The following is a 25,011-nucleotide window of genomic DNA, read 5'->3' as shown; positions in this document are numbered from 1 at the left end:
GCGATCAGCTGTGCTTAAGGCAGGACTGGTCGTCTGTCTGGCAGTAGCCCGCCTCGCCCCGCAACTCTACGGTGTGCCGAGTCCCGCGTACACCCATCCGGCTGCTCTCCAGGTGGCACGATTGAGACAGTTGCGGCCGTCGATGATCGAGCGGGCCCGCACCACACCGTCCAGGTCCTGCGGCCGCAGGGCGGTGAATTCGTCCCACTCGGTGAGCACGAGCACCACGTCGGCACGCTCGCACGCCTCGGCGACGGAAGTCGCGTAATTCAGGGTGGGGAACACTCGGCGCGAGTTCTCCAGGGCCTTGGGGTCATAGACGGTCACCACGGCCCCGTGCAGCTGGATCATGCCGGCCACGTTCAACGCCGGCGAGTCGCGGACGTCGTCGGACTCCGGTTTGAACGCCGCGCCGAGCACCGCGACGTTCGCTCCCAGCAGTGAGCCGCCGCAGGCGCGGGCGGCCATGTCGACCACCTTCGTCCGGCGGCGCATGTTGATGTTGTCCACCTCGCGTAGGAAGGCGACGGCGTGGTCGGCGCCGAGTTCGCCGGAGCGGGCCATGAACGCGCGGATGTCCTTCGGCAGACACCCGCCGCCGAAACCCAGGCCCGCGTTCAGGAATCGGCGGCCGATGCGCGCGTCGTAGCCGAGCGCGTCGGCCAGCATGGTCACGTCGGCGCCGGTCGCCTCGCACACCTCCGACACCGCGTTGATGAACGAGATCTTCGTGGCCAGAAAGGCGTTGGCGGAGACTTTCACCAATTCGGCTGTGGCCAGGTCGGTCAGCAGGAACGGGACCTCGGCGGCGAGGAGATCGGCGTAGATCTCGCGCACCAGATCCTCGACCCATCCGGCGGCGGCTCGCTCCGGGTCGACGCCGAGGACCAGCCGGTCCGGGCGCAAGGTGTCCTTGACCGCGAACCCCTCCCGCAGGAATTCCGGGTTCCACGCCACCTCGACGTCGGTGGAACTCAGGCCGCGAGCGCGGGCTCCGAGCGCGGCGGCCGTGCCGACCGGGACGGTCGACTTGCCGATGATCACCGAGGGACGTTGCAGCAGTGGAGCGAGCGTATCCACCACCGCGTGCACGTATTTCAGGTCGGCGGCGTACTCGCCCTTCTTCTGCGGGGTGCCCACGCCGAGGAAATGCACCTCCGCGTGCGCGGCCGCCTCGGCGTAGGAGGTGGTGAACCGCAAGCGGCCCGCGTCGAGGTTGCGACGCAGCACACCCTCCAGGCCCGGTTCGTAGAACGGCACAACTCCGTCGGACAGCTTCGCGACCTTGCCCGGGTCCACGTCCACTCCGATGACGTCGTGCCCGAGTTCGGCCATGCACGCCGCGTGCGTGGCCCCGAGATACCCGGTTCCGAAGACTGTGCATCGCATGATCGATTGGTAAGCCCCTCCGGTGGCCACGCCACGTCAGCGAGGCAAGGGTCCGGGCAACAGCAGATGTACATGCGGCGACATCGGTGATCGCGGTGCCGTGACCTGGCCTGACGGTCGCTAGCATCGACGTGGTGCGACGTCGTCGGTGGGTGTGGAGCGGGCTCGGCGCCGGCGTGGCGGTGGTCGTCGCGACGGTCGCGCTGTGGCCGGTCTATGTGCGCCCGCGAACCGACCCGCCCGCGCCGGCGGACGCCGTTCTCGTCCTGGGCGGGGCGCACGACGGCCGCGAGCAACTGGGTCTGCGCTTGGCGCGCGAGGGGTACGCGCCTCGTGTGGTGTTCTCCGATCCCTATGCGAACAGTGCGATGCTGAACCGTATCTGCCACGGCGGCTACAGCTTCGAGGTCCTGTGCTTCGACCCGTCTCCACGCACCACCCGCGGCGAGGGCCGCGAACTCGCCCGACTGGCCCGCGCCCACAATTGGCGGCGCGTCATCGTCGTCACCTTCACTCCGCACATCTCCCGAGCCCGCTACATCTTGCAGAAGTGCTGGAACGGAGAACTTCTCTTCGTCGACCCCGAACCAGACCTCTCCATCCCCCGCTGGGCCTACGACTACGCCTACCAATCCGTGGGCTACTCGAAGGCCATCTTCGAGGACTGCTGAACCGCCCGCAGGTCTTCGGGAGGTATATCGGCACGCCCGCGCGAACGAGATCGGCGAACCAGTTCCTGCTGACCACTCCGGTGGCGGCAGCTCGGCAGAAGTGACCCGGTGGCCGGGGCCGTGATATGGGCCCTGCTGCCCAGCTGGGTCGGTCATACCTGGTAGACAATGTGCGGGCGGATGACTTCACTTTGACTCTGTGAAAGAAGTACCCGTACATTCTGTCGCGTGATGGCGGGACGGCCGCCATGGAAGCAACGGTGCACACCCCTCCGGGAGGGCAGATGGATTACGACTGGTCAGCGGAGGATCTGGCGTTTCGCGACGAGGTGCGCGCATTCCTCGACGCGAAGCTGACGCCGGAATTGCGGCGGGCCGGGCGCTCGGCGACAAGCGTGTATCCCGACCACGAGGCGAGCATGGAATGGCAGCGGATCCTGCACGAGCGCGGCTGGGCGGCGCCCGCCTGGCCGGTGGAGCACGGCGGATGCGACTGGAGCCTGACCCAGCACTACATCTACCAGCGGGAATCCGCGCTGGCCGGCGCGCCGGCGCTCTCGCCGATGGGCATCAGGATGGTGGCGCCCGCGATCATCGCGTTCGGCACCGAGGAGCAGAAGGCGTTCTACCTGCCGCGCATCCTCACCGGCGAAGTCTTCTTCTGCCAGGGATACTCCGAGCCCGAGGCCGGATCGGACCTGGCGGCGCTGTCCATGGCCGCCGTCGACGACGGCGAGGATTTCGTGTGCACCGGCAGCAAGATCTGGACCACCCACGCCACCGAGGCGAACTGGATCTTCTGCCTCGTGCGCACCTCGCGCACCGGGAAGAAGCAGCAGGGCATCACGTTCCTGCTGATCGACATGACCGCGCCGGGCATCGAGGTCCGGCCGCTGGTGATGACCTCCGGTGAGCAGGTGCAGAACCAGGTCTTCTTCGACAACGTGCGGGTGCCCAAGAGCAATGTGCTCGGCCGGATCGACGACGGGTGGACCGTCGCGAAATACCTGCTGGTGCACGAGCGCGGCGGAGCGGCGGCGCCGTGGCTGCAGGTCATGGCCGAGGACATCGCCGCCAACGCGGCGCAGCAGCCCGGCCCGGACGGCAACCCGCTGATCGATGACCGCGCGTTCGCGGCGAAGCTGGCGGACCTGCGCATCCGCACCGAGGTGCTGGAGATCCTGGAATACCGCACCATCTCCGCGATGGCGCAGGGCAAGAGCCCGGGCCCGGCGTCCTCCATACTCAAGATTCTCGGCACCGAACTCAGCCAGAAGCTCACCGAACTGGCGCTGGAGGCCGCCGGGCCGCGTGGTCGCGTGTACCAGCCGCACGCCACCAAGCCTGGCGGCCCGATCGCCCAGTTCACGCCGCCCGCCGACGGCTACCACAGTGGCGCGGACTGGCAGGCCGTCGCGCCGCTGAAGTACTTCAACGACCGAGCGGGCTCGATCTACGCGGGCAGCAACGAAATTCAGCGAAACATCCTCGCCAAAGCAGCATTGGGGCTCTGATGGACTTCACGCTTACCGACGAGCAGGAAATGCTCCGCTCCGCGATCGCCGGCTACCTCGGCGCCCGCTACGACCTGGAGAAGAGCCGCATCGCGGCGAAATCGGAGGTCGGCTGGCAGCCCGCCGTCTGGCGCGGCTTCGCCGACGAGCTGGGCATTCTCGGCGCGACCCTGCCCGAGCGGGTGGACGGCACGGGCGGCGGGCCCGTCGAGCTCATGGTGATCGCCGAGGAACTCGGCCGCGCCCTGGTGGTCGAGCCGTTCGTGGACACGGTGGTGATCGGCGCCGGATTGCTCGACCGTTCCGGCGGCGAACAGGCCGACGCCGTGCTGCGCCGGATCGTGTCCGGTGACGCGCGCGTCGCGTTCGCCGCGCTGGAACCGACTTCGGGGCATGCCCTGTACGACGTGACGACCACCGCCCGCCGTGACGGCGACGCCTGGGTCCTCGACGGCGCGAAAATCGTGGTGACCGGCGCCCCGCTGGCCACCGACCTGCTGATCACCGCACGCACGTCCGGCGAGCGGCGCGACAAGGCGGGGATCTCGTTGTTCCGGCTCGAATTCGACGCGGGTGATCCGCCTCCAGGCGTCGAGGTGCACACCTACCGCACCATCGACGACCGCACCGCCGCCGACCTGGTGTTCACCGGCCTGCGGCTGCCCACCGACGCCCTGCTCGGCGCTGAGTCGGACGGCTGGACCGTCATCGAGCCGACCATCGCGGAGGCGACCGCGGCGATCTGCGCCGAGGCGGTCGGCTGCATGCGCAAAGTGCTCGCCGACACCATCGACTACGCCAAGCAGCGCGAGCAGTTCGGTCAGCCGATCGGCAGCTTCCAGGCGCTACAGCACCGCATGGTCGATATGTACATCGAGCTCGAACAGGCCATCGCGGCGGTCCATCTCGCCATCCACTCGCTGCGCGCCCCCGCCGCGGACCGCGCCCGCGCCGTCTCGGCGGCGAAGGTCACCGTGGCCAGGGCGGCCCGGTTCATCGGACAGAATGCCGTGCAACTGCACGGCGCGATGGGCATGACCGAGGAACTGGCCATCGGCCACTACTTCAAGCGGCTCACCGTGGTCGAACACGAATTCGGCTCCACCGATGAACATCTCGCTCGCTATGCGGCGCTGACCAGGCCGTAATCGCGCGACGACGCGCGGGGGGCACTGCCGACCCCCGCGCGTCGGCGCCCACGCAGCCAGCAGGTGCAGGCATGGCAGTGCCCTCGTCTATGGACTGGCGACCGGTCTGACCCGTCTCGCCGGACGCAACATGGCCGGACGGAAGTCGGCCCGATTGTGGGATTGGACGCCTCCGGTGATCGGCGAGTAGCGCTCGCCTGCGTCGGCGGGCTGTGCCGATCGCGGGATACGGCGCGAACGAAAGAGCCCGGGTACTCCTCGAGTACCCGGGCTCTCTCCGATATCCAGCTCAGCTCTTGCGGCCCGGCGCCTTCGCGCCGGCCTTGAAGCCGAGACCGCCGGGCTTGGCGGTGGGCGGCGCGGCTTCGGGTGCGCCGTTGCCGTTCGCGCCGTTGGACGGCTCCGGTTCGGCGGCGGGTTCGGGCCGCGCGGCGGAAGTTTCCGCGACGGGAGCCTGCTCCGCGGGAGCCTGCTCCGCGGGAGCCGGTTCGGCGGGAGCCGCGTCCTTCGGGGCAGCTGCCGCCTTGCCGGGGGCCTTGGGACCGGGCCGCTTGAAGCCGGACTTCATGGCCAGACCCTTGGCGGGCACCGTCGGCTTGGTCTCGGTCGGGCCGGTTTCGGCCGTTTCCGTAACCGTTTCGGCCGACTTCGCCTCGGTCGGTTCCGCAGCCGCTTCGGCGGGCGCGGCCTCGGCCGCAGGGGCGGACGCCGGAGCCTTCGCGCCGGGCGCCTTGGCCGCGCCCTTCATGGCGAGACCACCGCCGGGCGCCTTCGCGCCGCCCTTCATGCCCAGCCCCTTGACCGGCTTGGCCGCGGAAGCTTCGGTGGTGGACGTCTCGGCCGGGGCTTCGGCGGCGGGGGCCGCGGCGGCCTTGGCGCCGGGCGCCTTCGCCGGACCCTTCATCGCGAGACCCTTGACCGGAGCGGCGGGAGCCGACGTGGCCTCGGTCTCCGCCGGTTCGGCGGCGGGTGCCTTGGCGCCGGGCGCCTTGGCCGCGCCCTTCATCCCGAGACCGCCGCCGGGTGCCTTGGCCGGGCCCTTCATGGCCAGACCGCCGCCGCCGGGCGCTTTCGCCGGGCCCTTCATGGCCAGACCGCCGCCGGTCGGCGCGGCCTTGGCCGATGCGGGAGCTTCGGCGGCCGGGACGGGTTCGGGCTCCGGCTCGGGTTCCGCCTCGGGCGCCTTCGGCTCTTGGATGACGGTCAGGTTCTCGGTCAGCACCGCGGGCTCGACGCGCTCGATGGCGTCCAGCATCAGCTGGGCGACGTCCACCACCTCGACGCCTTCGCCCTCGCCCTTCTCCTGGCGCGCGGTGACGCCGTCGGTGAGCATCACGCGGCAGAACGGGCAGCCGGTCGCGATCTTCGCCGGGGAGGTGGTCAACGCCTCGTCCACGCGGTCGATGTTGACGCGCTTGCCGAGCTGCTCTTCCATCCACATCCGAGCGCCACCGGCGCCACAGCACATGGACCGCTCGCCGTGCCGGGGCATCTCGACCAGATTCGAACCCGACGCGGCCATCAGCTCACGCGGCGCGTTGTAGATCTTGTTGTGCCTGCCCAGGTAGCAGGGGTCGTGGTAGGTGACGTTCTGCGACACCGAGGCCACCGGGATCAGTTGCTTCTGCCGCACCAGGCGGTTGAGCAGCTGGGTGTGGTGCACGACCTCATAGGTGCCGCCGACCTGCGGGTACTCGTTGTTCAGCGCGTTGAAGCAGTGCGCGCAGGTGACGACGATCTTCTTCTTGCGATCCTCCACGCCCTCGAACACCGAGTTCAGCAGCTCGATGTTCTGCTGGGCCAGCTGCTGGAACAGGAACTCGTTGCCCGCGCGGCGAGCGGAGTCACCGGTGCAGGTCTCCTCCGCGCCGAGCACCATGAACTTCACGCCCGCGGTGGCCAGCAACTCGGCGACCGCCTTGGTGGTCTTCTTGGCGCGGTCCTCGTAGGCGCCCGCGCACCCGACCCAGAACAGGTACTCGTAGCCGTCGAAGCTGTCGGCGTCCTGACCGAACACCGGGATCTGGAAATCGAGCTCGTTGATCCAGTTCAGCCGGTCCTTGGCGTTCTGGCCCCAGGGGTTGCCCTTGTTCTCCAGGTTCTTGAACAGACCGGCGAGCTCGGAGGGGAACTCCGACTCGATCAGCACCTGGTAGCGGCGCATGTCGATGATGTGGTCGACGTGCTCGATGTCCACCGGGCACTGCTCGACGCACGCGCCACAGGTGGTGCAGCTCCACAGCACCTCGGGATCGATGATGCCGTTGACCTCCGCGCCGCCGACCAGCGGCCGCTCGGCCTCGGCCTTCGCCGCTTCGGAGATCTTGGCCAGCTTCGCCTCGTTCGGGTTGCCCTCGGCGTCGACCAGGCCGACCTCGTCGCCGCCCATGTCCTTGCGGCCGCCGGCCAGCAGGTAGGGGGCCTTCGCGTAGCCGTGGTCGCGCAGCGACATGATCAGCAGCTTGGGCGACAGCGGCTTGCCGGTGTTCCAGGCGGGGCACTGCGACTGGCAGCGACCGCACTCGGTGCAGGTGGTGAAGTCCAGCCAGCCCTTCCAGGAGAAGTCCTCGATCCGGCCCGCGCCGAAGGTGTCGGTGTCCGGGTCGGCGGTCTCCATGTCGACCGGCTTGCCCTTCGACATCATCGGCTTGGCCGGGCCCAGCGCGACGCCGCCGTCTTCCTCACGCTTGAAGTAGATGTTGAAGAACGCCGAGAAGCGGTGCCAAGCCACGCCCCAGGTGACGTTGCGGCCTACGTAGTACAGGAACGCCATGCCGGACATCAGCTTCACGAAGGCGAACAGCGCCACCATGGTGGTATTCGCGGGCAGCAGCTTGGCCACCTGCATGGTGAAGAAGTCGGTGGCCGGGTCGGAGTGGCCGTAGGCGGCGATCTTGCCCGCCTTCACGAAGATCATGCCCAGGCCCTCGAGCAGGACGATCGCCTCGATGACGTAGGCCGGGCCGAACTTGGAACCGCTGAAGCGGGACAGGCGCTCCGGCACCCGGGGGTGGTTGAGCTGGCGCAGGACGATCAGCGTCAGGATGCCGACCACGGTGCCGATGCCGAGGATCTCGTCCCACAAGTGGTAGATCGCCAGGTTGCCGATGATCGGCCAGTGGAACGCCGGGTCGAAGGTCTGCCCGTACGCCTCGAACCACAGCATGGCGCCGCCGATGAAGCCGATCATCACCAGCCAGTGCGCCCAGCCGACGGTGCGGAATTTGTTCATGCGCGTATGCGCGAGGAATTCCACGATCATCTGCTTGAAACGCGGGAAGAAGGGCCGCCAGCGGTCCGGCGCGGGCTGTCCGATCATGATGGCGCGGACGATATTGCGGACGCCGCCGATGAACGACGCCCAACACAGGAGGCTGAGCGCCGCCCCAATCGTGCCCAGCGTCACTGTCAGGGCATTCATGTCGCGACCTTTCTTTAGAGGCACCTCGAGCGCGGCCGCGTTGTGCTACCGCGTCGGTTGGCTCGTATCCTAACTGGCAGTAAGTTACCCGTCAGTAACAACCATGTCCATCGTACGATCGGCTTTTGGGCTATAGCCCCATATGCTGGGGCTTGACCCATTATTTACCTGTGATCAATGTCACAGTAATTTCCGCCGATCCCGCTGCTGGTCCGTTGTTCACCACCGTAAACGTCGAACCATCCCGTCCAGTCGGTAAGGATTGGCTTAGTCCCCATGCCTGATAAGGGATCTCGCTTAAAACGCGCCGTTCTATTAGGCTCACGACGTTCTGATCACTGCGACCGTCTTCACACTGCTCGGGGAGGATCCGGAGCCGACCACCCGGATGTGCTGGATAGAGCTCTCGCGTGCTGAAGAGCAGCGGTGACGTACGACCTGATGATGGATTGGAAACTGAATGAAACTCCGCAGAACCACCGCGGCGGCCGCGATGGTCATCGGTGCGATGACCATCGGACTGGGAACCGCCCATGCCGATGCCGAACCGGCCGCTGACCCCATCCGGTACTCGGTCAAGCTGGTGGAAAAGACCGTCGTGACGACGCTCAAGGGGGGAACCTTCGAGCTGGCCAAGTCGTCCGAGGACGTCAAGGAAGACGACGTCTACCGGATCAAGGACTCGCAGGGCAACGCGGTCCTCACGCTGCCGATCGCCTTCAAGGTCGCCGACACGGTCGTCCCGGTGAAGCCGGTCGTGAAGGACGACAACACGGTGCTCGAGCTGACGCCTGAGCAGGGCGTCAACGTGAACGTGCCCAAGGACAAGCCGCTCAACGGGGTCAACGTCGTCGCGCAGCCGATCGCCTCGCCGATCGAGAACCAGCGGGCGCAGAACGAGTTCGCCAGCCAGTTCGGCATCGCGACCGCCGTCGGCGGCTTCCTCGGCACCGCCATCGGCGTCATCGGTGGCGCCGTGATCGGTTGCATCCTCGGTCTGCCGTTCCTGGGTGTCGGCTGCATCCCGGCCGCGATCGCGGGCGCGGGCATCGGTGGCATCCTCGGCACGGTGGCCATCGGCGGCCCGGCGTTGCTCGTCGCGGGCATCGACCTGGTGAACACGCTGCAGGCGCCGGACGGCACCACGAAGTGGGCGGACAAGCCGGCGAACTGAGCCTCCGGCTCCACGCTCCGTCACATCCTCGGCGGCCCGCTCTCTTCGGAGGGCGGGCCGCCGGTCGTTTATCCGGCCAAATCGAGCAGGCCGCGCACGACGACCTCACCCAGCTCCTCGCCCAGCCTGCCGAACGAGCGCTCGACCATGTCGAACGTGCCGTCCTCGCGGACCACCAGCACCGTGCTCGCTCTGGTGCCGTGCACGGTGTGCGCGATGAACCTGGCCGAGAGCGCCCGCTCCATCTCGTGCGGCACCCCGGTCCGCGGCAGCAGATAGTCGGGGGCCTCGGTGCGGTCGGCCAGCACCTCGAAGTAACGGTCCACCGCGCCGGGCTCGGTGTGCACCACATCGCGCAACTCGGTCACGCCCGCCCGTATCTTGGGCCAGACGGGCTGTGACGCCGTCAGATCCGGTTCGACCGGGTTCGGACCCGCGGAGGCGACGAACGTGCCGTTGGAGAGCCCGTGGAAGCCCGGAGCGAGTTCGCGCGGTTCGGCGGCGCTGCGATTGGAATGCCACCACAGCGTGCGCAGGTCGGAGACCACCAGGTTGTAGCCGTTGTAGTCGTCCGGAGCGGCGGCGACGTCGAGGACGTACTTCTCCGGCCCGGGGAATTCGCCCGCCGCACCGCGGTCGGAGGCGCCGCGCAGGAAGTCCATCAGCAGCGCGCCCCGGGACCGGGCGTCGAGGCGTAGATCGGCGGGATTGCGCACGTTCGTGACGGCGGCGAAGCGATTGTCGCCGTGGGGCTGGGCGCTGAGCCCCAGCCAGGTCCCGGGAGGCTCACCGTGGGCCCGGCCCGGGGCTCCGGTGTCGCGTCCGGCGAGCAGGCCGGGCGCCTCGGGCCACCAGCGCATGGACTCGGTCGGCCGAGTGTAGAACTCGTCTCGGTTGGCGGCCACGATCAACCGGTATTCCGGGTGCGCGCGCCAGCCGATCAACACCAAACACATGCGGTCCAGGATGCCGGACCGCCGCCGTACCCCATGCGTGGTTTCCGGCGCGGGGGGCCGCGTAAGGGCAGTGGAAAGCCCCTGAGACGGCGAAAGGCCGACAGCTCGACGCTGTCGGCCTTTCGTGGTTCCTGCTGTCAGTTGGTGCGCACGCGCAGCCCCGGGTTGTCGGAGAGCACCACGTGCACCGGCTGCGCGAACAGCTGCGGCACGTTACCGGTGAGGGCCCCGATGAGATTCGGGATCTCGCAGATCGGGTAGTCCGCCACCGACGACGCGCTGGAGATGCCGAGCGCCAGGCGGCCGGTCACGATCGGACCACCGCTGTCGCCGGGCAGCGCGCAGATGTTGGCCGAGAAGCTCTGGGTGAGTTCCCGGTCGCCGACCTGCACGGTCTGGTCGACGGCGTTGACCACACCGCAGCTGAAGCCGGTGCGCGCACCGGACTTGCAGACCGGGGCGCCGACGACCGGGGTCGCCACGCCATCGACCGGGATCGGAGCCGCGCCGGGCGCGCGGACGCCGTTGTTCGCGAAACGGTCCTTGGCCTGGTCGTTGACCCGGATGATCGAGTAGTCCTGCTCGCCGAGCACCGACTTCTGGAAGACACCGAGCTGCGCGCCGAGGCGGTCGCCGTTCATCTCGTACACGCCCGCGGCGTTGCCGCTGCCCGCGGAGGGGATGTCGGGGTTGCAGTGGCCCGCGGTGATGTTCACCGTGTTGCCGTTGCGGTCGGTGCCGTTGAAGCCGAGCGAGCAGCGCAGCGAACTGCGTCCGGCGACCGAGGCGTAGCCGTCGCCGCCCGCGAGCGCGCCGCGCGCGTCTCCGGCGATCTCACCGGCCTGGATGGGGCCCTGCTCGCCCGCTACCGGCGGGGCCATCACGATGACGCGCGCCGGGTCGATGAAGTTCGGCATCGGCAGGCCCGCCTGGTCGACGCGCACCGCGATCGTGTTGTTCACGGTGTCCACCACCGCGCCGCGCACCAGGGACCGCACCGCCTCCGGCTGGCCCTCCAGCCAGCGCTCGAACGCGCTCTTCTCGCCACGCAGGGCCGCTTCGCTCTTGGCGACGTTGCGGACCTCGAAACCGGCCGATTCGGCGGCCTTCTTCGCCTCGTCGGCGCCAGGACCCTGCGCCAGCGCCACGACTGCCTTGCCCGCGTCGTCCAGCCAGGAGCCGGCGAACACGGCCGGGTACTGCCGCTGGGCGGTGGTGGCGAACGCGGCCACCTGCTGCGCCACCTCCGCGCGGTGCAGGTACTCGTCGGGCGAGATCTTCAGATCGCGAGTCACCGCGGCGACCAGTTCGGCCGGCAGGCCGGGACCCTGGTCGGGCTGGGCCGTCGCTACTGCCGCCGTGGGCCCGAACAGCAGTATCGCCGCCGAGGCGGCGATCACTGTCTTTCGGATTACGGTCTGTCGCGCAGTCGAGCGGGGAGGTCCTATACGTGGCAGGAGCATGAGCAGACTATATGGGGTTTGGCGCGGTATGCCTACTCATCTCGTGGTTCTCGATTCCCTCATAGCCACTCGACCGGGGATATGTGGATTGCCACAGATTTCGGGCTCGCGCTCAGCTCGCGTTCGGCCGCGTGCGCACGGCGATTCCGCTGCCGATTCCGCCGCCGGAGGAGGCGTCGATGTCGGCCAGGATGGCCCGGATCGGGATGCCGAGCGAAGCGGTGCCGCCGTACTGCGCGAGGGCGATGTTGGCCTCGTTGCAGTTCGGCGCGTCCGCGGCGTTGGAACCGCTGGTGATGCCCAGCGCCAGGGTGCCGGACACGATCGCGCCGCCGCTGTCGCCGCCCAGGGTGCAGGCCGAGCTGGCGAACCCGCGCACGGTCTTGCTCTCGCCATCGGCCGTGTAGAGCTGCGTCTCCACCCGATCGGCCACGACGAAGCCGCAGGTGAAGGTGGAGGACTGGCCGGATTTGCAGACCGGGGCGCCGGTGATCGGGTCGGCGGTGCCGGTGATGGCGAGCGTGGTGCCGTTGGCGCCGCGCACCGAGGGCTGGTCCATGCCCGCCCGCACCGCGCGCTCGTTCAGCTTGATCACCGAGTAGTCCAGCGCGGACTGTCCGCCCAGCGAGGCGCGCACGAACGTGCCGAGTTCCGGGCTGGCCGGGATGTCGCGGACGTTCGGCAGGTAGACACCGGCTTCCTGGTTGCCCTTGCCCAGGTTCGGATCGCAATGGCCCGCACTGATATTCAGCGCGTTGCCGGACGCGTCGATGCTGTTGAACCCGAACGAGCACACGTCCACCGCGCGCAGCGACGAGTCGGCGAGCGAACCGGGAGCGCTGATGTAGGTGTCACCGCCCATCGGCCTGCGCTCGACCGGGCCGCCGTTGTTCGGCGACAGGATGACCTTGATGTTCGCCAGCAGGGTGGGCAGGTTGAGCATGTGACCCGCGGGCGTGTTGGCGACGCTGAGCACCAGCTGGCTGTTCAGGAAGTCGATGGCCACGGAGTTGATCGCCTGCGAGATCTCCCGCGGCAGTCCGGTGATCCACTGGTTGAGCTGCACCAGCGAGCTCTCCAGGCTGTCCGCGGACACCGGGGCCAGCCGGGTCTGATAGCCGTCGGCCGCGACGATCTTGGCGGCGTCCAGAGACGTCACCGCCATGACGGGCTTGCCGTCGGCGCCGATCCAGGCGCCCGCGAAGGAATCCGGTCGCTCCGAACGGAAATCGCGCGCGTAGTCGCGCAGCTGCTGGGCGCGCGCGGCACGGTCCAGGTACTCCGTCGGGGTCATCTTCAGATCACGCGCGATGGCCTGCACGAGTTCCGGGGGGAGATTGTCCGCGGCGAGCTGCGCCGGGGCTTCGGGAACCGCCGAGGCGGTGGTCGTGCCGAACAAGGGAGCCAGGAGAACGGTCGATGCGATGGCGACAGCTTTGACCGCGGCGCGACGCGCCACCAACTTGCGCATGAAGTCCCTTCGTCGGCACGCACGTGCCAGCTAAATCCGTGGCCACGGGCAGAATCCGTTGGCGCACAGCCTTCGTCCAGCAACCGACCGGTGTGGAAATTCATCCGACAACACGGTCAGCGCAACACTCTAAGCCACAAACCCGGATAGGACGCTACTAATCACCGACTACCCGGTATTCCCATGCCGGGGATGGTGGGGATCTGCGGTAGCTGCTGCCCGAACGGGTTGGTCGTGGGCGTGGGGGTCCGCGTGGTCGAGGTACGAGTGGTGGTGGTCGGCGTCGTCGTCGGCGGCTCGGTGGTGGTGGGCGGCGTCGTGGTCGTCGGCTCCGGCGTCGTCGTCTCGGTGATCACCACCGGTGGCTCGGGCGGCTCGGTGGTGGCGGGCGTCGTCGAGGTGACGAGCGGCGGGGGCGGGGCGGGACTGACCGACGTCGGCTCGGACTTGGCGTCGGGCAACGGCGGCACCGGTGTCTCGGCGCCGTCGCGGAACAGCAAGGCCACCACGATGCCGCCGAGCACCAGCCCGATCGCCGCGGCGCCGGCGATCAGCAGCGGGATGCGTTTCGATTCCTTCGCGGGAACGGGTGCCTGCGCGGGTTTCTCGGCTTCCGGCTCGGCTTCGGCCACCAAGGTCGGCTCGGAGATCGGGATGGCGGCGGAATACGCCTGCGGTAGCGCGTCGGCGGCGGGCACGGCCGGGATGACGACGGTGTCCACCGTCGAGTTCTCCGCGGTGGACGGGTCCGGCGGGGTGGCCCCGGCCGGGGTGGCGAGCACGGCGGCCAGCGCCCCTCGGGCCGCGTCGTGGGCGAAGGACCTACCGTCGGCTCCGGTCTCGGCGCTGGGCAGCTCGCCCTCGCTGACCAGCTGCACCGAGCGCAGACCCAGGTAGTCCAAGGCGTCCCGAAGCGAACGCACATACTCGGCGGGCCAGTGCGCCGGATGCGTCGCATAGAACTCGGCCGGGCCGCTGAGATGTTCGGCGGCCAGGTTGATCAGGCAGAACAGGGCGGTCGCGACGAGGTCCTCGGCGCGATACGCCTCCCCGTCGTCGACCGGGATTCCCGCCGGGTCGCCCACCGCGGACACGAAGCCGCTGATCGAGTGGGCGTCGCCTGGGGGCGGGGGACCGCCCAGCTCGGCATCACCGTCGTCGGACATGTGCAGCACCGACGCACGGACGATGTACCGCGGCTCCTCGTCACCGTCGGTGACGATGACCGCCGTGCACTCGTCGTCGGCGACGCGCAGGCCAACCCCAGTGGCCATCTCACCTACCTCGCTTCGGCGTTCCCGCTGACGGAACCGCACCCGGTCACACCAGAAGCGAACCGTGTCCCATGGCGCGGAGCATCGACAATAACTCCGAACGGGAACGGGCACCGACCCGGCGTCGGATGCGCGCGACGTGGTGCTCGACCGTCTTCGCCGAAATGTACAGGCGCGCACCGATCTCGCGGTAGGTGAGCCCGAGCAGAACCAGCTCGGCCACTTCGCGCTCCCGTTCGCTGAGGATCGCGGCCTGCGGCGGCGTGGGCGGCGGCGGAGCGTCGCCGTTGTGCGCGGCCGGTGCGGGGGGCCGAGCCTGCGCCTCCTGGGGACGTGCGTCGGCGCGGACCGTGCGGGCCAGTTTCAGCAGTGCGGTGGCCGTCGCGGAGTCGGCCGCCGCGAGCGCCGCCTCACTGGCCAGCCGGGCGCCGTCCCAGGTCATGCCGATCTCGGTGAGCGCCGCGACGGCCGCGTGCACCGGTGCGGTGGCCACCTGGCCGCGCAGCACCAGCACCCAGGTGCGGCCCGCGTCGGCGAGCACCGCGGCGTGCCGGTCGCCCGCCTCGGCCGCGGTTTTCAACGCGTGCGCGTGCGGCAACAGGTCCTCGGGGCTCTCGTGTGCGATCGCGGCCTGCACGCCGTACCAGTGGAAGGCGTTGGACCAGGCGGGCGGATCGTTCAAGCGGCGCAGCAGCGCGAGTGCGGCGTCCACCAAGGGCGCGATCCGGCGTTCGTCACGCATCCGGATGGCCGCCAACCACAGCTCGCCGATCGGCAGCAGCGCCAGCAGGTCGGCCTGCACGTCGTCGAACAGCGGATACGCGGCCTGCCACGCGCGGGCGAGCGCGGTGTGGTCGCCGCTGCGCCGCGCGAGACCGACCGCGACGCCGTGCGCCAGCAGCCGGTCGCGCACATCGAGTCGGTCGTGGTCGAGCGCGGCCACCGTGGCCGCGGCGGCGCGCTCGTCGCCGCCGAGCATCGCCGTCCAGGCCGCGAGCACGTCGAGCTGATGGCAGCGCAGCCCGCTGGCGGTGGCGCGCCGCAACGCGTCCTGGGCGCGGCGGGGCTCGCCGGTGCCGAGCGAGAGCAGAGTGGCGATCGAGGCCGCCGTGCAGGGCAGGAAGCGGTCCACGCCCGCGTCCGCGTGGGCGGCCTGGACCAGCGCCGACACCGCCGCCGCGGTGTTGTTGCCCGGTTCGATGGTGTCCGCGAGCGCGGTCGCGATCAGCCGGGCATGCGCGCCCGCTTCGGTGGGCGGCCACTTCGTGGCCGAGGAAGACATCTCCCTGGCGCCCGGCACGTCACCGGCCAGGCACAACACCGTCGCGCCGACCGCCCAATCGGGGCCGACCCGATGTCCGCCCAGCCAGGTGTACAGCTGCGCGGCGCGGCCGACCAGGCCCCGGCGGGTGAGGACCGCCGCGCAGATCCGCACAGCCGTCGCGAGCTCCGTGCCGGTGCTGCCCGACCGCGCCAGCATAGGCTCGGCCAGCCGCATGGCCGTGTCGCCGTCGCCGGTCCGCGCGGCCGCCTCGGCCCAGCGCAGCGCGATCAGATCGAGTTCCGCCCCCGCGGCCGCCGCGGCGGCGTAGTAGCGGACCGCCTCGCGGCCCGCCTGGCCCGCGGCGTCGACGAGGAAGTCGGCCAGACGCGGATCGCGGACGCCGGATTCGGCCAGTTGCAGCGCGGTGCGGTCGCGCAGCAGCCCCGCCTCCAGGCGGGCGCCGAGCAAACGGCGTTCGACCGCGAGAAACCTGCGGTCGCCCAGCAGCGTGCGCAGGGGGGCGACGGCGGGTTCCAGCAGCAGGTCGGCATCGGTCACCAGGGCGCTGGCCCTGGCGCGGTCGATGAGATCCTGCGCGACGGACTGCTCCACGCCGAGTACTTCGGTGAGTTCGCTGGAATCCAGGCCCGTGCCCGTGGTGGCGACCACCAAGGTCTCCAGCAGGTCGGGTTCGAGGTTGTCCAGCAACCCGCGAGCCCACGCGGCGACGGCCGTGTCGACGGCGGTGATGCCCGCGTCCAGACGCGCCGAGCAGGCGGCCGTGAGCGCCGCCACCACGCCGCCGCGGATCCCCGCGGTCTGCAGGTGGATGTGCTGAGCGACCTGGCGCGGCACCATCATGCCCAGCTCCCGGGCGAACGGCGCCATGTCGGCGACGCCGAGCGGGCGCAGCTCCACGATGCGCCCGCGCCGGGCGATCGCGTCGGCGAGCATCCGCAGCCGCGGATCGTGCGGGCGCGGCTGGGTGGCGATCACCATCGTGCGATGGCCGGATTCCACTGCCGCGCAGAGGTATTCGAGATCGATGTGACCGAGCGTGTGGGCGTTGTCGATGATCAGGGCCGGGCGGGCGGTGTCGGTGGTGACGCCCGCCGTGCCGCCGCCCTGCGCTCTGGTCACCGGGTGCGAGCCGTTGCGCGCGTGGGCGTGCTGGAGCGTGGCCAAGTCGTCCTGCAGCGGGACGCCGCGGGCGCGCAGACGAGCGCGGATCTCGGCGAGCAGCGTCGATTTGCCGGTCTGTGAGCGGCCGCGGATCAGGTAGACCACCGGCTGGTCGTCGGCGGAATCCAGATCGCGGAAGATGTCGCGAGCGCAGGGCAGCGTGTCGAAGGCGGTATCAGCCACCGGAGCCTCCCAGGATTTCTCCGGGAGCGCGCAGCACCGTGCCGAGGGTATCGCCCAGTACGCCCGTCGGCAGACTCGGCGCGGTCGGCGACGTCGGCCGGGGCTGCTGCTGGGTGGGGGCGGGCGGGTTGGCCGGCGCCGGCGCGGGAGCGGGGGCCGGGGCAGGCTGCGGAGATTGCGGCTGAGGCGCGGGCTGCTGCGCCGGGGGGTCCGCGGGCGCCGGAGCGGGTTGATCGGGGTTCTGTTCGCTGTTCACCACGGCCACGGTGGTGTTCTGGGCGGCGGACGAAGGCGTACCGGCTCGCGGCGCCTCCGTTTTCGGCCGGCCGGTGGCGGACGCGGAATCCGTGGCGGCGACACCGGACGGTGCGGCCGGGTCGCCTGCCTGCGTCCCCGTCGTCCCGGCGACCTGCACGGCGCCGGTGCTGGACTGGTCGGTCGAGGCGGGCGGGTTCGAACCGGACTGGATGCCGGTGCCGATGGCGAGCGTGCCGGTGGCCAGCACGCCGATGGCGGCCGCGACACCCGCCACCACCGCGAGGCGCTGCCTGCCGGTCAGTGCCCGCCTGCGCGGAGCGGGCTCCTCGGGCAACGCCGCGAGTCCCGCCGAGGGTAGCGCCCGAGGCTGCGGGACGGTCTCGTCCTCGGCCACCGGATCGACCACCAAGGGGAGCTGGTCGGTCTCGGCGGCGAGCAGATCGGCGGCCAGCAGCGCCGCCCCGCGTGCCGTGGTGTGCTCGGGGTCGGGAGCCGCCACCACGGGCAATCCGAACTCGGAGGAGATGAGTTCGGCGACCAGGGGAATGGCGCCGCCACCTCCGGTGAGCAGGACGCGGCCGACGTCGCCGATGTCCAGCCCGGCCCGGTGCACCGCGTCGTGGATAAGGTTCATCGCACTCGACAGCGGTCCGCGCAGCAGGTCTTCCAGCTCGCCGCGCACCAGCCGCACCGTGCTGCCGTGCGGATCCGCGGGGTCCACCCGGACCGGAACGACCGTCGCGGTATTTATGGAAAGCTCTTCTTTCGCTTTTCTGCAGCGTTCTCGCAAAGCCGATAATTCGCGTTCCACCACCGGATCGAACGGATCGAAATCCGCGGCGAGCACCGCATTTGCCAGGACATAGCGCATGGTCAGCAGATCGAATTCCGCGCCGGCCACGTCGGTGCTGCGCAGCGGCGCGCCGAGCAGGCTGGCGTGCTCGCCGGTGCGGACCACCGAGACGGTCGACCCGGACGCGCCGAGATCGAGGACGATCACCGCCCCGTCGTCGGTCCGGCCGTGCGCGGCGTCGAGCCAGCGGATCGCCGCGGTCGGCTCCGGAACCAGCGTCACCTCGCCGAGTCCGGCCCGCTCCAAGGCGTCGCGCTGGATATCGACGGTGTGCCGCGACCACCAGGCCGGATGGCAGGCGACCATCGCCTGGACGCCGCTTCGCCCCGTCTCGGCTGCGATCTCGTCGACCAGGCATCCGATCGCGGTGGCCACCAGGTCGGGCGCCGAATACGAGGAACCGTCCTCGGCGAGCATGCCGACCGGATCGCCGACCCTGGCGAGGAAGCCCTCCAGCAGCACGTCGCTGGAATGGCGGCCGGTGGAGCGAGCGCCCGCGCCGAGCGTGGGCGCCATGTCCGGCGAGAGCCGTAGCACGCTCGGATGCGAGCGTAGAAATCCGCCGCCGGAGGGGCCGAGGCCGTCGTCGCCCTCTTCCGTTGCCGCCACGGCGACCGAATTCGACGCCCCGACAGTGATGCCGAGCGCCAGGCGCTGTGTCATTCGAGAACCCCGTTCGAGATAACTGTCTGGTCCGGTGTCGCTGCTGTGTCCGAGCTGGTGCGCTGGGCGGTGTAGTTGCCGACGCAACCGTTCTGTCGGTTGCTGGCCATCAGCCGTTACCTCGTTAGGGGATCGTTTAGGGAAATTCCCCTAATTCCGCTCCCACCCCTATCGGGTGCCCTCGGACGGTCGTAGGGGTTCGCCCCGTTTCGGCGTAACGCCGTGCGCTCCTAGCGTGATTTGCATTCCAACGACTGCGGATCAGCGAGGTCCGCCGGGACTCAGGAGAAGATTCTCATGACACCCAACGCGATTCTGGAGTTCATCCTCGATCTGCTGCGGAACCACGAGGCCGCGGTCGCTTACTGCGCCAACCCGACCCAGGCGCTGGCCGCTGCGGGCCTGAGCGCGGTGACGCCGGAGGACATCGCCCTCTGCGCCCCGATGGTCGCGGAGTCGGCGCTGGTGACCGGCGGCTCCCAGTTGCAGTCCATCGTCGCGGCGGGCGCGCAGACCGGCGCTGCCGCCGTGGTCGGCGCGGCGGGCACCGTGGGCGCGGCGGCGGTGGCGGACGCCGGCGTCGACTTGGGCGCGGATCTGGGCGTCGACCTGGGCGCGGGCGGCGGGGTCGACCTGGGCGCTGGTGGCGGGGTCGACCTGGGTGTCGGTACTGGCGTCGACCTGGGCGCGGGCCTGAACACCGCGATCGAAACCGGGCTGGAGATCGGCGCAGGTCTTGGCGCTGGGCTGGCCACCGGCCTCGACACCGTGGTGAACGCGGGCGCCGACCTGTCCGCCGCCGTGGGCGGCCTGCTCGGCGCTGGCGCCCAGGTGATCAGCGGCATCGGCGCGGGCCTCGATCTCGATGCCGAAGGCGTGGGGGACATCGCCGCCGGACTCGAGACCGGCCTCTCCACGGGTATCGGCGCGGGCGCGGGTATCGGCGCGGGCTTGGAAGGCGCGGTGGACGCGGCGGCCGGCCTGGGTGCCGGGCTGGAAGGCGCGGTGAATGGGACGGCGGACCTGGGCGCCGGGGTCGGCGCGGGACTGCAGGGCGCGGTCGACGCCGCGACCGGACTGGCCACGGGACTCGACGCGGCGTTGGGTGCCGGTGCGCAGGCGGGCGCTGGTCTCGGCGCGGGCCTCGGGGGCGCGGTGGACGCGACGACCGGCCTCGGCGCGGGCCTCGGGGGCGCGGTGGACGCGACGACCGGCCTCGGCGCGGGCCTGGAAACCGCCATCGGCGGCGCGGCGGACATCACCACGGGCCTCGGCGCGGGTTTGGAAGGGGCCGTGCAGGGTGCCACGGACATCTCCGCGGGATTGAACGCAGGTCTGGGCGCGGCGACGGATGTCACCGCGGGCTTGGGCGGCGGGGTCGGCGCGGGGCTGGAAGGCGCTGTTGATGCGACGACCGGGTTGGGCGCGGGGCTCGGTGCGGGTCTCGAGGGCGCTGTTGATGCGACGACCGGATTGGGCGCGGGTCTGGAGGGCGCCGTTGGTGGCGCGGCGGATGCCACCGCTGGCCTCGGTGCCGGGCTCGGTGGAGCCGCAGGTGCGACGACCGATCTGGGTGCGGGTCTTGATGCGGGTCTCGATGGGGCAGTGGATGCGGCGGCCGGTCTCGGCGCGGGTCTGGAGGGTGCGGTGGATGCCACCACGGGCCTGGGCGCTGGTCTGGACGGTGCTGTTGATGCGACGATCGGTTTGACGACCGGGCTCGGCGCAGGACTGGGTGGTGCTGTGGATGCCTCGGCCGGTCTGGGTGCCGGTTTCGAGAGTGCGATCGGCGGGGCAGCGGAGCTCGGCACCGGTGCGGGTCTGGAGGGTGCGGTGGATGCCACCACGGGCCTGGGCGCTGGTCTGGACGGTGCTGTCGATGCGACCACCGGTTTGGGCGCCAACCTGGGAGGTGCTGTGGAGGGCGCTTCGGGTGCGGCGACCGATTTGGGCGCGGGGCTCGGTGCCGGTGTGGGTGCGGGTCTAGGCGGCGCTGTCGATGCGACGACCGGTTTGGGTGCGAACCTGGGAGGTGCTGTGGAGGGCGCTTCGGGTGCGGCGGCCGATTTGGGCGCGGGGCTCGGTGCCGGTGTCGGCGCTGGCCTCGAGGGTGCTGTTGATGCGTCGACCGGGCTGGGGGCCGGTCTGGAGGGCGCCATTGGTGGGGCGGCGGATGTCGGGACCGGCCTTGGTGCAGGACTCGGTCGTGCCGCGGGTGCGGCGACCGATCTGAGCGCCGGTTTCGAGAGTGCGATCGGCGGGGCGGCGGATCTCGGCACCGGTGCGGGTCTGGACGGTGCGGTCGACGCCACTGCGGGCCTGGGTGCCGGTCTAGGCGGCGCTGTCGATGCGACTACCGGCTTGGGCGCGAACCTGGGAGGCGCTGTGGAGGGCGCTTCGGGTGCGGCGACCGATCTGACGGCTGGTGTCGGTGCGGGTGTTGGCGGCGGCCTGCAGGGCGCTGTCGATGCGGTCGGCGGTTCGAACGCGGGGCTCGACGTGGCGCTCGGCGCGGGCGGCGCGGCTGGTGCCGGGCTCGGCGCGGGCCTGGAAGGCGCGGTGGACGCCGCGAGTGGTTCGACTGCCGGTATCGGCGCTGGTCTCGGGGGCGCTGTCGATGCGACCACCGGTTTGGGCGCGAACCTCGGAGGCGCTGTGGACGGCGCCGCGGGTGCCGCGACGGACTTGACCGCGGGTGTGGGCGCTGGTCTGGAAGGCGCTGCGGGTGCGGGTCTCGGCGCGGGTGCGCAGGCTGGTCTCGGCGCAGGATTCGAAAGCGCGGTGGACGCGACGACCGGACTGGGTGCGGGTCTCGGCGGTGCGGCGGGTGCGGCGGCCGATCTCGGGGCTGGTGCCGGCGCGGGTCTGGAGGGCGCGCTGAACGGAGCCGGTGAGATGACCACCGGACTGGGTGGGCAGGCGGGCGCAGGCCTCGGCGCGGGAGTGTCCACCGGACTGCACGGAGCGGGCGACGCGGGCGCGCAGATCGGCTCCGGTCTGGAGACCGGGCTGGGCGGAGCGCTCGACGCCACGGGCCAGGCGACGACCGGCCTCACCGGCGGAATCGACACCGCCGCACAAGGTTCCGGCAACCTGGCCGCCGGGCTCGGAGGCAACTTCTCTTCGGCCGTCGGCGGAGCCGGCAACCTCGGAACGCAAGCGACGGCGGGCCTGGAGACCGGGCTCGCCACGGGTCTCGGCGCGGCCGTGAGCACCGGAGCGGAACTCGGCGGCGGTCTGGACAGCTCGCTGAACACCGGCGGGCAGGCCGGCGCGGGTCTGGAGTCCGGGCTCGGCGGCGCATTCGAGGCCGGGGTCCAGGGCGCGACCGGCTTGGAGACCGGCTTGTCCACCGGTCTCGGCGGTGGTCTGGACGGTGCGGCACAAGCCGGAGCCGGGCTCACCGGCGCACTCGACGCGGGTACGCAGGCTGGCGCGGGTCTGTCGGGCGGGCTCGACGCGGGTGCGCAGGCGGGCGCCGGATTTGCCTCCGGATTGTCGTCCGGACTCGATGCCGCGGCTCAGGCGGGCGCCGGTCTCGGTGCGGGTCTGTCGGGCGGGCTCAACGCCGGTGCGCAGTCGGGCGCCGGACTCGGCTCCGGCCTTTCCACCGGAATCGACAGCGCGGGCCATGCCGGTGCGGGTCTGGAGTCCGGTCTGTCGACGGGTCTTGGTGCTGCGGGCAGCGCGGGGGCGGGTTTGGAGTCGGGTCTGTCGACGGGTCTTGGTGCTGCGGGCAGCGCGGGGGCGGGTTTGGAGTCGGGTCTGTCGACGGGTCTCGGTGCTGCGGGCAGCGCGGGCGCGGGCCTGTCGAGCGGCCTGGAAGGCGCGTCGAGCGCGGGAGCGCACCTCGGTTCCAGCCTGGACAGCGGCATCGGCTCGCACGCGACCTCCGGCCTGTCCTCGGGTCTCGACGCGACCACCGGCCTCGGTGGCGCGGCGCAGTCGACCGTCGGCGGCGCGGCGGACGCGGGCGCCGGACTGGCGGGCTCGGCGAGCGGGGCGGCGCACGGCGCGGTGGACACCGGCGCGGGCCTCGGCGGAAGCGTCGGCTCCACCGCGCACACCTGGTCCTCGCTGGACGTGTCGAGCGCCTTCGGCTCGGGCCTGGACAGCAGCGGCCAGACCGATGCGGGCCTGTTCGGCGAGAGCCACGCGAGCACGGAGTTCAGCGGTTCCGCGGGCGCCGATCTGGGTGGCGATACATTCCTGCACTGACAGTTGCCCGGTAATACGGAAAGAGGTCCATACCGCGATGGGGACGCCCGCGCCGAACGCCACTCCACCGGCGGTACCGCTGCTCTCGGTACTCGGTGAAACCATCGCGGCGGCCCGTGCCGCGGGCCGCAACGATCTGGTCGGCCGCCTGGAAGTGGCGGCCGACCGGGTCCGCGACCCGCGCCGGCGCATCGTCGTCGCCGGACAGCTGGACCAGGGCAAGAGCAGTTTCGTCAACGCGCTGCTGAACCTGGACATCTGCCCGGTCGGCGACGACGCCACCACCACGGTGCCGATGCTGCTCGCACACGGTCCGGAGCCGCGCGCCGAGCTGGTGCTCGCAGCGCACGGTGACTCCAGCGGCGCGGAGAGCAGGGTGGCCGTGCCGGTCGCGGAGATCGGTGCGATCGACCAGCGCTCCCCGCTCGCGCAGGGGAAGCGGATCGTGCGCCTGGAGGTGCAGATACCCAACGCCCTGCTGGCCGACGGCATCGTGCTGATCGACACTCCCGGTGTCGGCGGGCACGGCAACGCCCACGCGGCGGGCGTGCTCGGACTGGTGCCCGCCGCGGACGCGGTATTCGTGCTGTCGGACGCGTCGACCGAGCTCACCGAGCCCGAGCTGGCGTTCCTGCGGCAGGTGCGGGAACTGTGCCCGACGGTCGCGCTGCTGCTCACCAAAACCGACCTGTACCCGCACTGGCGGCAGGTGCACGAGGCCGACCTGGGCCATCTCGCGCGCGCCCGCCTCGACGTGCCGATGATCCCGGTGTCGTCGCTGCTGCGCACCCACGCGATGCGGTTGCAGGACAAGCAATTGGGTGTGGAATCCGGCTTCGGCGTGCTCTACACCTTCCTGCGCGACCAGGTCGTGGCGCGCGATCAGCAGGCCACCCGCACCGCCGTGGCCCGCGATATCCGCTCGGCAGCCGAGCATCTCGCGCTCGCCCTGGGCAGTGAGCTGGTCGCGGTCCGCGATCCCGCCCAGGGCGCGGCGGCGGTGCGGGAACTGCAATCCGCCCGTTCCGCGGCCGAGGAACTGCACCGCAGGACCGCCGCCTGGCAGCAGACGCTCGCCGACGGCATCACCGACCTGGCCGGGGACGTGGACCACGATCTTCGCGACCGCCTGCGCACTATCGCGCGCACCACCGAGGAATGGATCGACGAGCACGATCCGGGCCGCCACTGGGATCGCATCGCCGAACACCTCACCGGCACCGTCGACACCGCGCTCGGCGATAATCTGCTGTGGACCCACTCCCGGGCGATTCAGCTCGCCGAGCGCGTCGCCGAGCATTTCTCCGAGCTCGGCGCCGTCGACCTGCCGGACGTGCGTCCCGGCGCGAGAGCCGACACCGGCCGCGCCATCTCCGGCACGCTCGCCGACCTGGAACCCGATATCGGTTTCGGCAGCAAGCTGCTCGTCGGCATGCGCGGCTCCTACGGCGGCGTGCTCATGGTGGGGCTGGCCAGCACCTTCGCCGGGCTCGCGCTGCTCAATCCGATCTCGATCGGCGCGGGATTGATCGTGGGCGGCAAGGCCTTCCGCGACGACAAGCAGGCCCGGCTGGCCAAGCGGCGCAACGAGGCGAAGGCGGCGGTGCGCCGGTTCGTCGACGACGTGGCGTTCCAGGCGGGCAAGGAGTCGAAGGACCGGCTGCACCGCATCCACCGCGCGCTGCGCGACCACTACGCGGGCGTCGCCGAACGCAGCCTGCGCTCCATCGACGAGTCGCTGCGGGCCGCGCAGGAAGCGGCGTCCATGGTCGCCACCCGCCGCGCCGAACGTGGGGCGCAACTCGAACAGCAGCTGCGTGTGGTCGCCGAACTGCGCCGCTACGCCGATGCCATGCAGACCGCACTACCGATGGGACCCGCCGGTACGGTAGCCCCGTGAGACGTGATG

General features: G+C 70.8%; 14 protein-coding genes. 6 read left to right on the top strand and 8 right to left on the bottom strand.

All coding sequences use genetic code 11. The annotated features are described in order from the left end of the window. Positions 1-66: 66 nt before the first annotated feature. Complete coding sequence (locus ABZ552_RS00835; RefSeq protein ID WP_281876172.1) at positions 67-1,389, bottom strand: UDP-glucose/GDP-mannose dehydrogenase family protein; 1,323 nt, start codon at positions 1,387-1,389, stop codon at positions 67-69. 134 nt (positions 1,390-1,523) lie between these two features. Between ABZ552_RS00835 and ABZ552_RS00830 the strand changes: the two genes are divergently transcribed. From ABZ552_RS00830 to ABZ552_RS00820, 3 genes are all read left to right on the top strand, one after another. Continuing rightward, positions 1,524-2,060: a YdcF family protein gene (locus ABZ552_RS00830; protein ID WP_281876171.1), complete on the top strand. Its 537-nt coding sequence runs from the start codon at positions 1,524-1,526 to the stop codon at positions 2,058-2,060. 284 nt (positions 2,061-2,344) lie between these two features. Next, positions 2,345-3,574, top strand: coding sequence for an acyl-CoA dehydrogenase family protein (locus tag ABZ552_RS00825; RefSeq protein WP_281876169.1), 1,230 nt, complete (start codon positions 2,345-2,347; stop codon positions 3,572-3,574). Beyond that, positions 3,574-4,722, top strand: a complete 1,149-nt coding sequence (locus ABZ552_RS00820) for an acyl-CoA dehydrogenase family protein (RefSeq protein WP_281876167.1) — start codon at positions 3,574-3,576, stop codon at positions 4,720-4,722. The genes ABZ552_RS00825 and ABZ552_RS00820 overlap by 1 nt, the downstream gene beginning before the upstream one ends. Before the next feature lie 289 nt (positions 4,723-5,011). On the opposite strand, the gene ABZ552_RS00815 is transcribed toward ABZ552_RS00820, so the two are convergent. Continuing rightward, the gene (locus ABZ552_RS00815) at positions 5,012-8,143 is read right to left on the bottom strand and encodes a (Fe-S)-binding protein (protein WP_281916360.1); all 3,132 of its coding nucleotides are present in this window, start codon (positions 8,141-8,143) and stop codon (positions 5,012-5,014) included. A gap of 460 nt (positions 8,144-8,603) precedes the next feature. Here ABZ552_RS00815 and ABZ552_RS00810 point away from each other — a divergent pair, with 460 nt between their 5' ends. After that, positions 8,604-9,317 (top strand): hypothetical protein, encoded by a 714-nt coding sequence (locus ABZ552_RS00810; protein WP_281876161.1) that lies wholly within the window; start codon positions 8,604-8,606, stop codon positions 9,315-9,317. A 68-nt stretch (positions 9,318-9,385) separates the two neighbouring features. Here the strand turns inward: ABZ552_RS00810 and ABZ552_RS00805 are convergent, their stop codons facing one another. The 6 genes from ABZ552_RS00805 to ABZ552_RS00780 all read right to left on the bottom strand — a co-directional run bounded on the left by ABZ552_RS00805 (position 9,386) and on the right by ABZ552_RS00780 (position 18,884). Beyond that, complete coding sequence (locus ABZ552_RS00805) at positions 9,386-10,273, bottom strand: NRDE family protein (RefSeq protein ID WP_357435086.1); 888 nt, start codon at positions 10,271-10,273, stop codon at positions 9,386-9,388. Between the two features lie 137 nt (positions 10,274-10,410). Further along, a complete protein-coding gene (locus tag ABZ552_RS00800; protein ID WP_281876158.1) occupies positions 10,411-11,673 on the bottom strand; it encodes a S1 family peptidase in 1,263 nt (420 codons plus the stop codon). A gap of 175 nt (positions 11,674-11,848) precedes the next feature. Continuing rightward, positions 11,849-13,207 carry a S1 family peptidase gene (locus ABZ552_RS00795; RefSeq protein WP_281876157.1) on the bottom strand — a complete coding sequence of 453 codons (1,359 nt, stop codon included), beginning with the start codon at positions 13,205-13,207 and terminating at the stop codon, positions 11,849-11,851. A gap of 161 nt (positions 13,208-13,368) precedes the next feature. Beyond that, positions 13,369-14,481: a hypothetical protein gene (locus ABZ552_RS00790; protein WP_281876156.1), complete on the bottom strand. Its 1,113-nt coding sequence runs from the start codon at positions 14,479-14,481 to the stop codon at positions 13,369-13,371. 46 nt (positions 14,482-14,527) lie between these two features. Continuing rightward, positions 14,528-17,110, bottom strand: coding sequence for a LuxR C-terminal-related transcriptional regulator (locus ABZ552_RS00785; protein ID WP_281876155.1), 2,583 nt, complete (start codon positions 17,108-17,110; stop codon positions 14,528-14,530). Further along, positions 17,103-18,884 (bottom strand): Hsp70 family protein, encoded by a 1,782-nt coding sequence (locus ABZ552_RS00780; RefSeq protein WP_281916361.1) that lies wholly within the window; start codon positions 18,882-18,884, stop codon positions 17,103-17,105. The genes ABZ552_RS00785 and ABZ552_RS00780 overlap by 8 nt, the downstream gene beginning before the upstream one ends. A 297-nt stretch (positions 18,885-19,181) precedes the next feature. Between ABZ552_RS00780 and ABZ552_RS00775 the strand changes: the two genes are divergently transcribed. Both ABZ552_RS00775 and ABZ552_RS00770 read left to right on the top strand, forming a co-directional pair. Continuing rightward, positions 19,182-23,102, top strand: a complete 3,921-nt coding sequence (locus ABZ552_RS00775; protein WP_357435083.1) for an IniB N-terminal domain-containing protein — start codon at positions 19,182-19,184, stop codon at positions 23,100-23,102. 37 nt (positions 23,103-23,139) lie between these two features. After that, the gene (locus tag ABZ552_RS00770) at positions 23,140-25,002 is read left to right on the top strand and encodes a dynamin family protein (protein ID WP_281876152.1); all 1,863 of its coding nucleotides are present in this window, start codon (positions 23,140-23,142) and stop codon (positions 25,000-25,002) included. Positions 25,003-25,011: the final 9 nt, after the last annotated feature.

The sequence above is a fragment of the Nocardia sp. NPDC019219 genome (assembly GCF_040632645.1).
GTDB lineage: Bacteria > Actinomycetota > Actinomycetes > Mycobacteriales > Mycobacteriaceae > Nocardia > Nocardia sputorum.
Note: the sequence above shows the minus strand (reverse complement) of the source record. Positions and strands in the feature narration are given on the sequence as shown.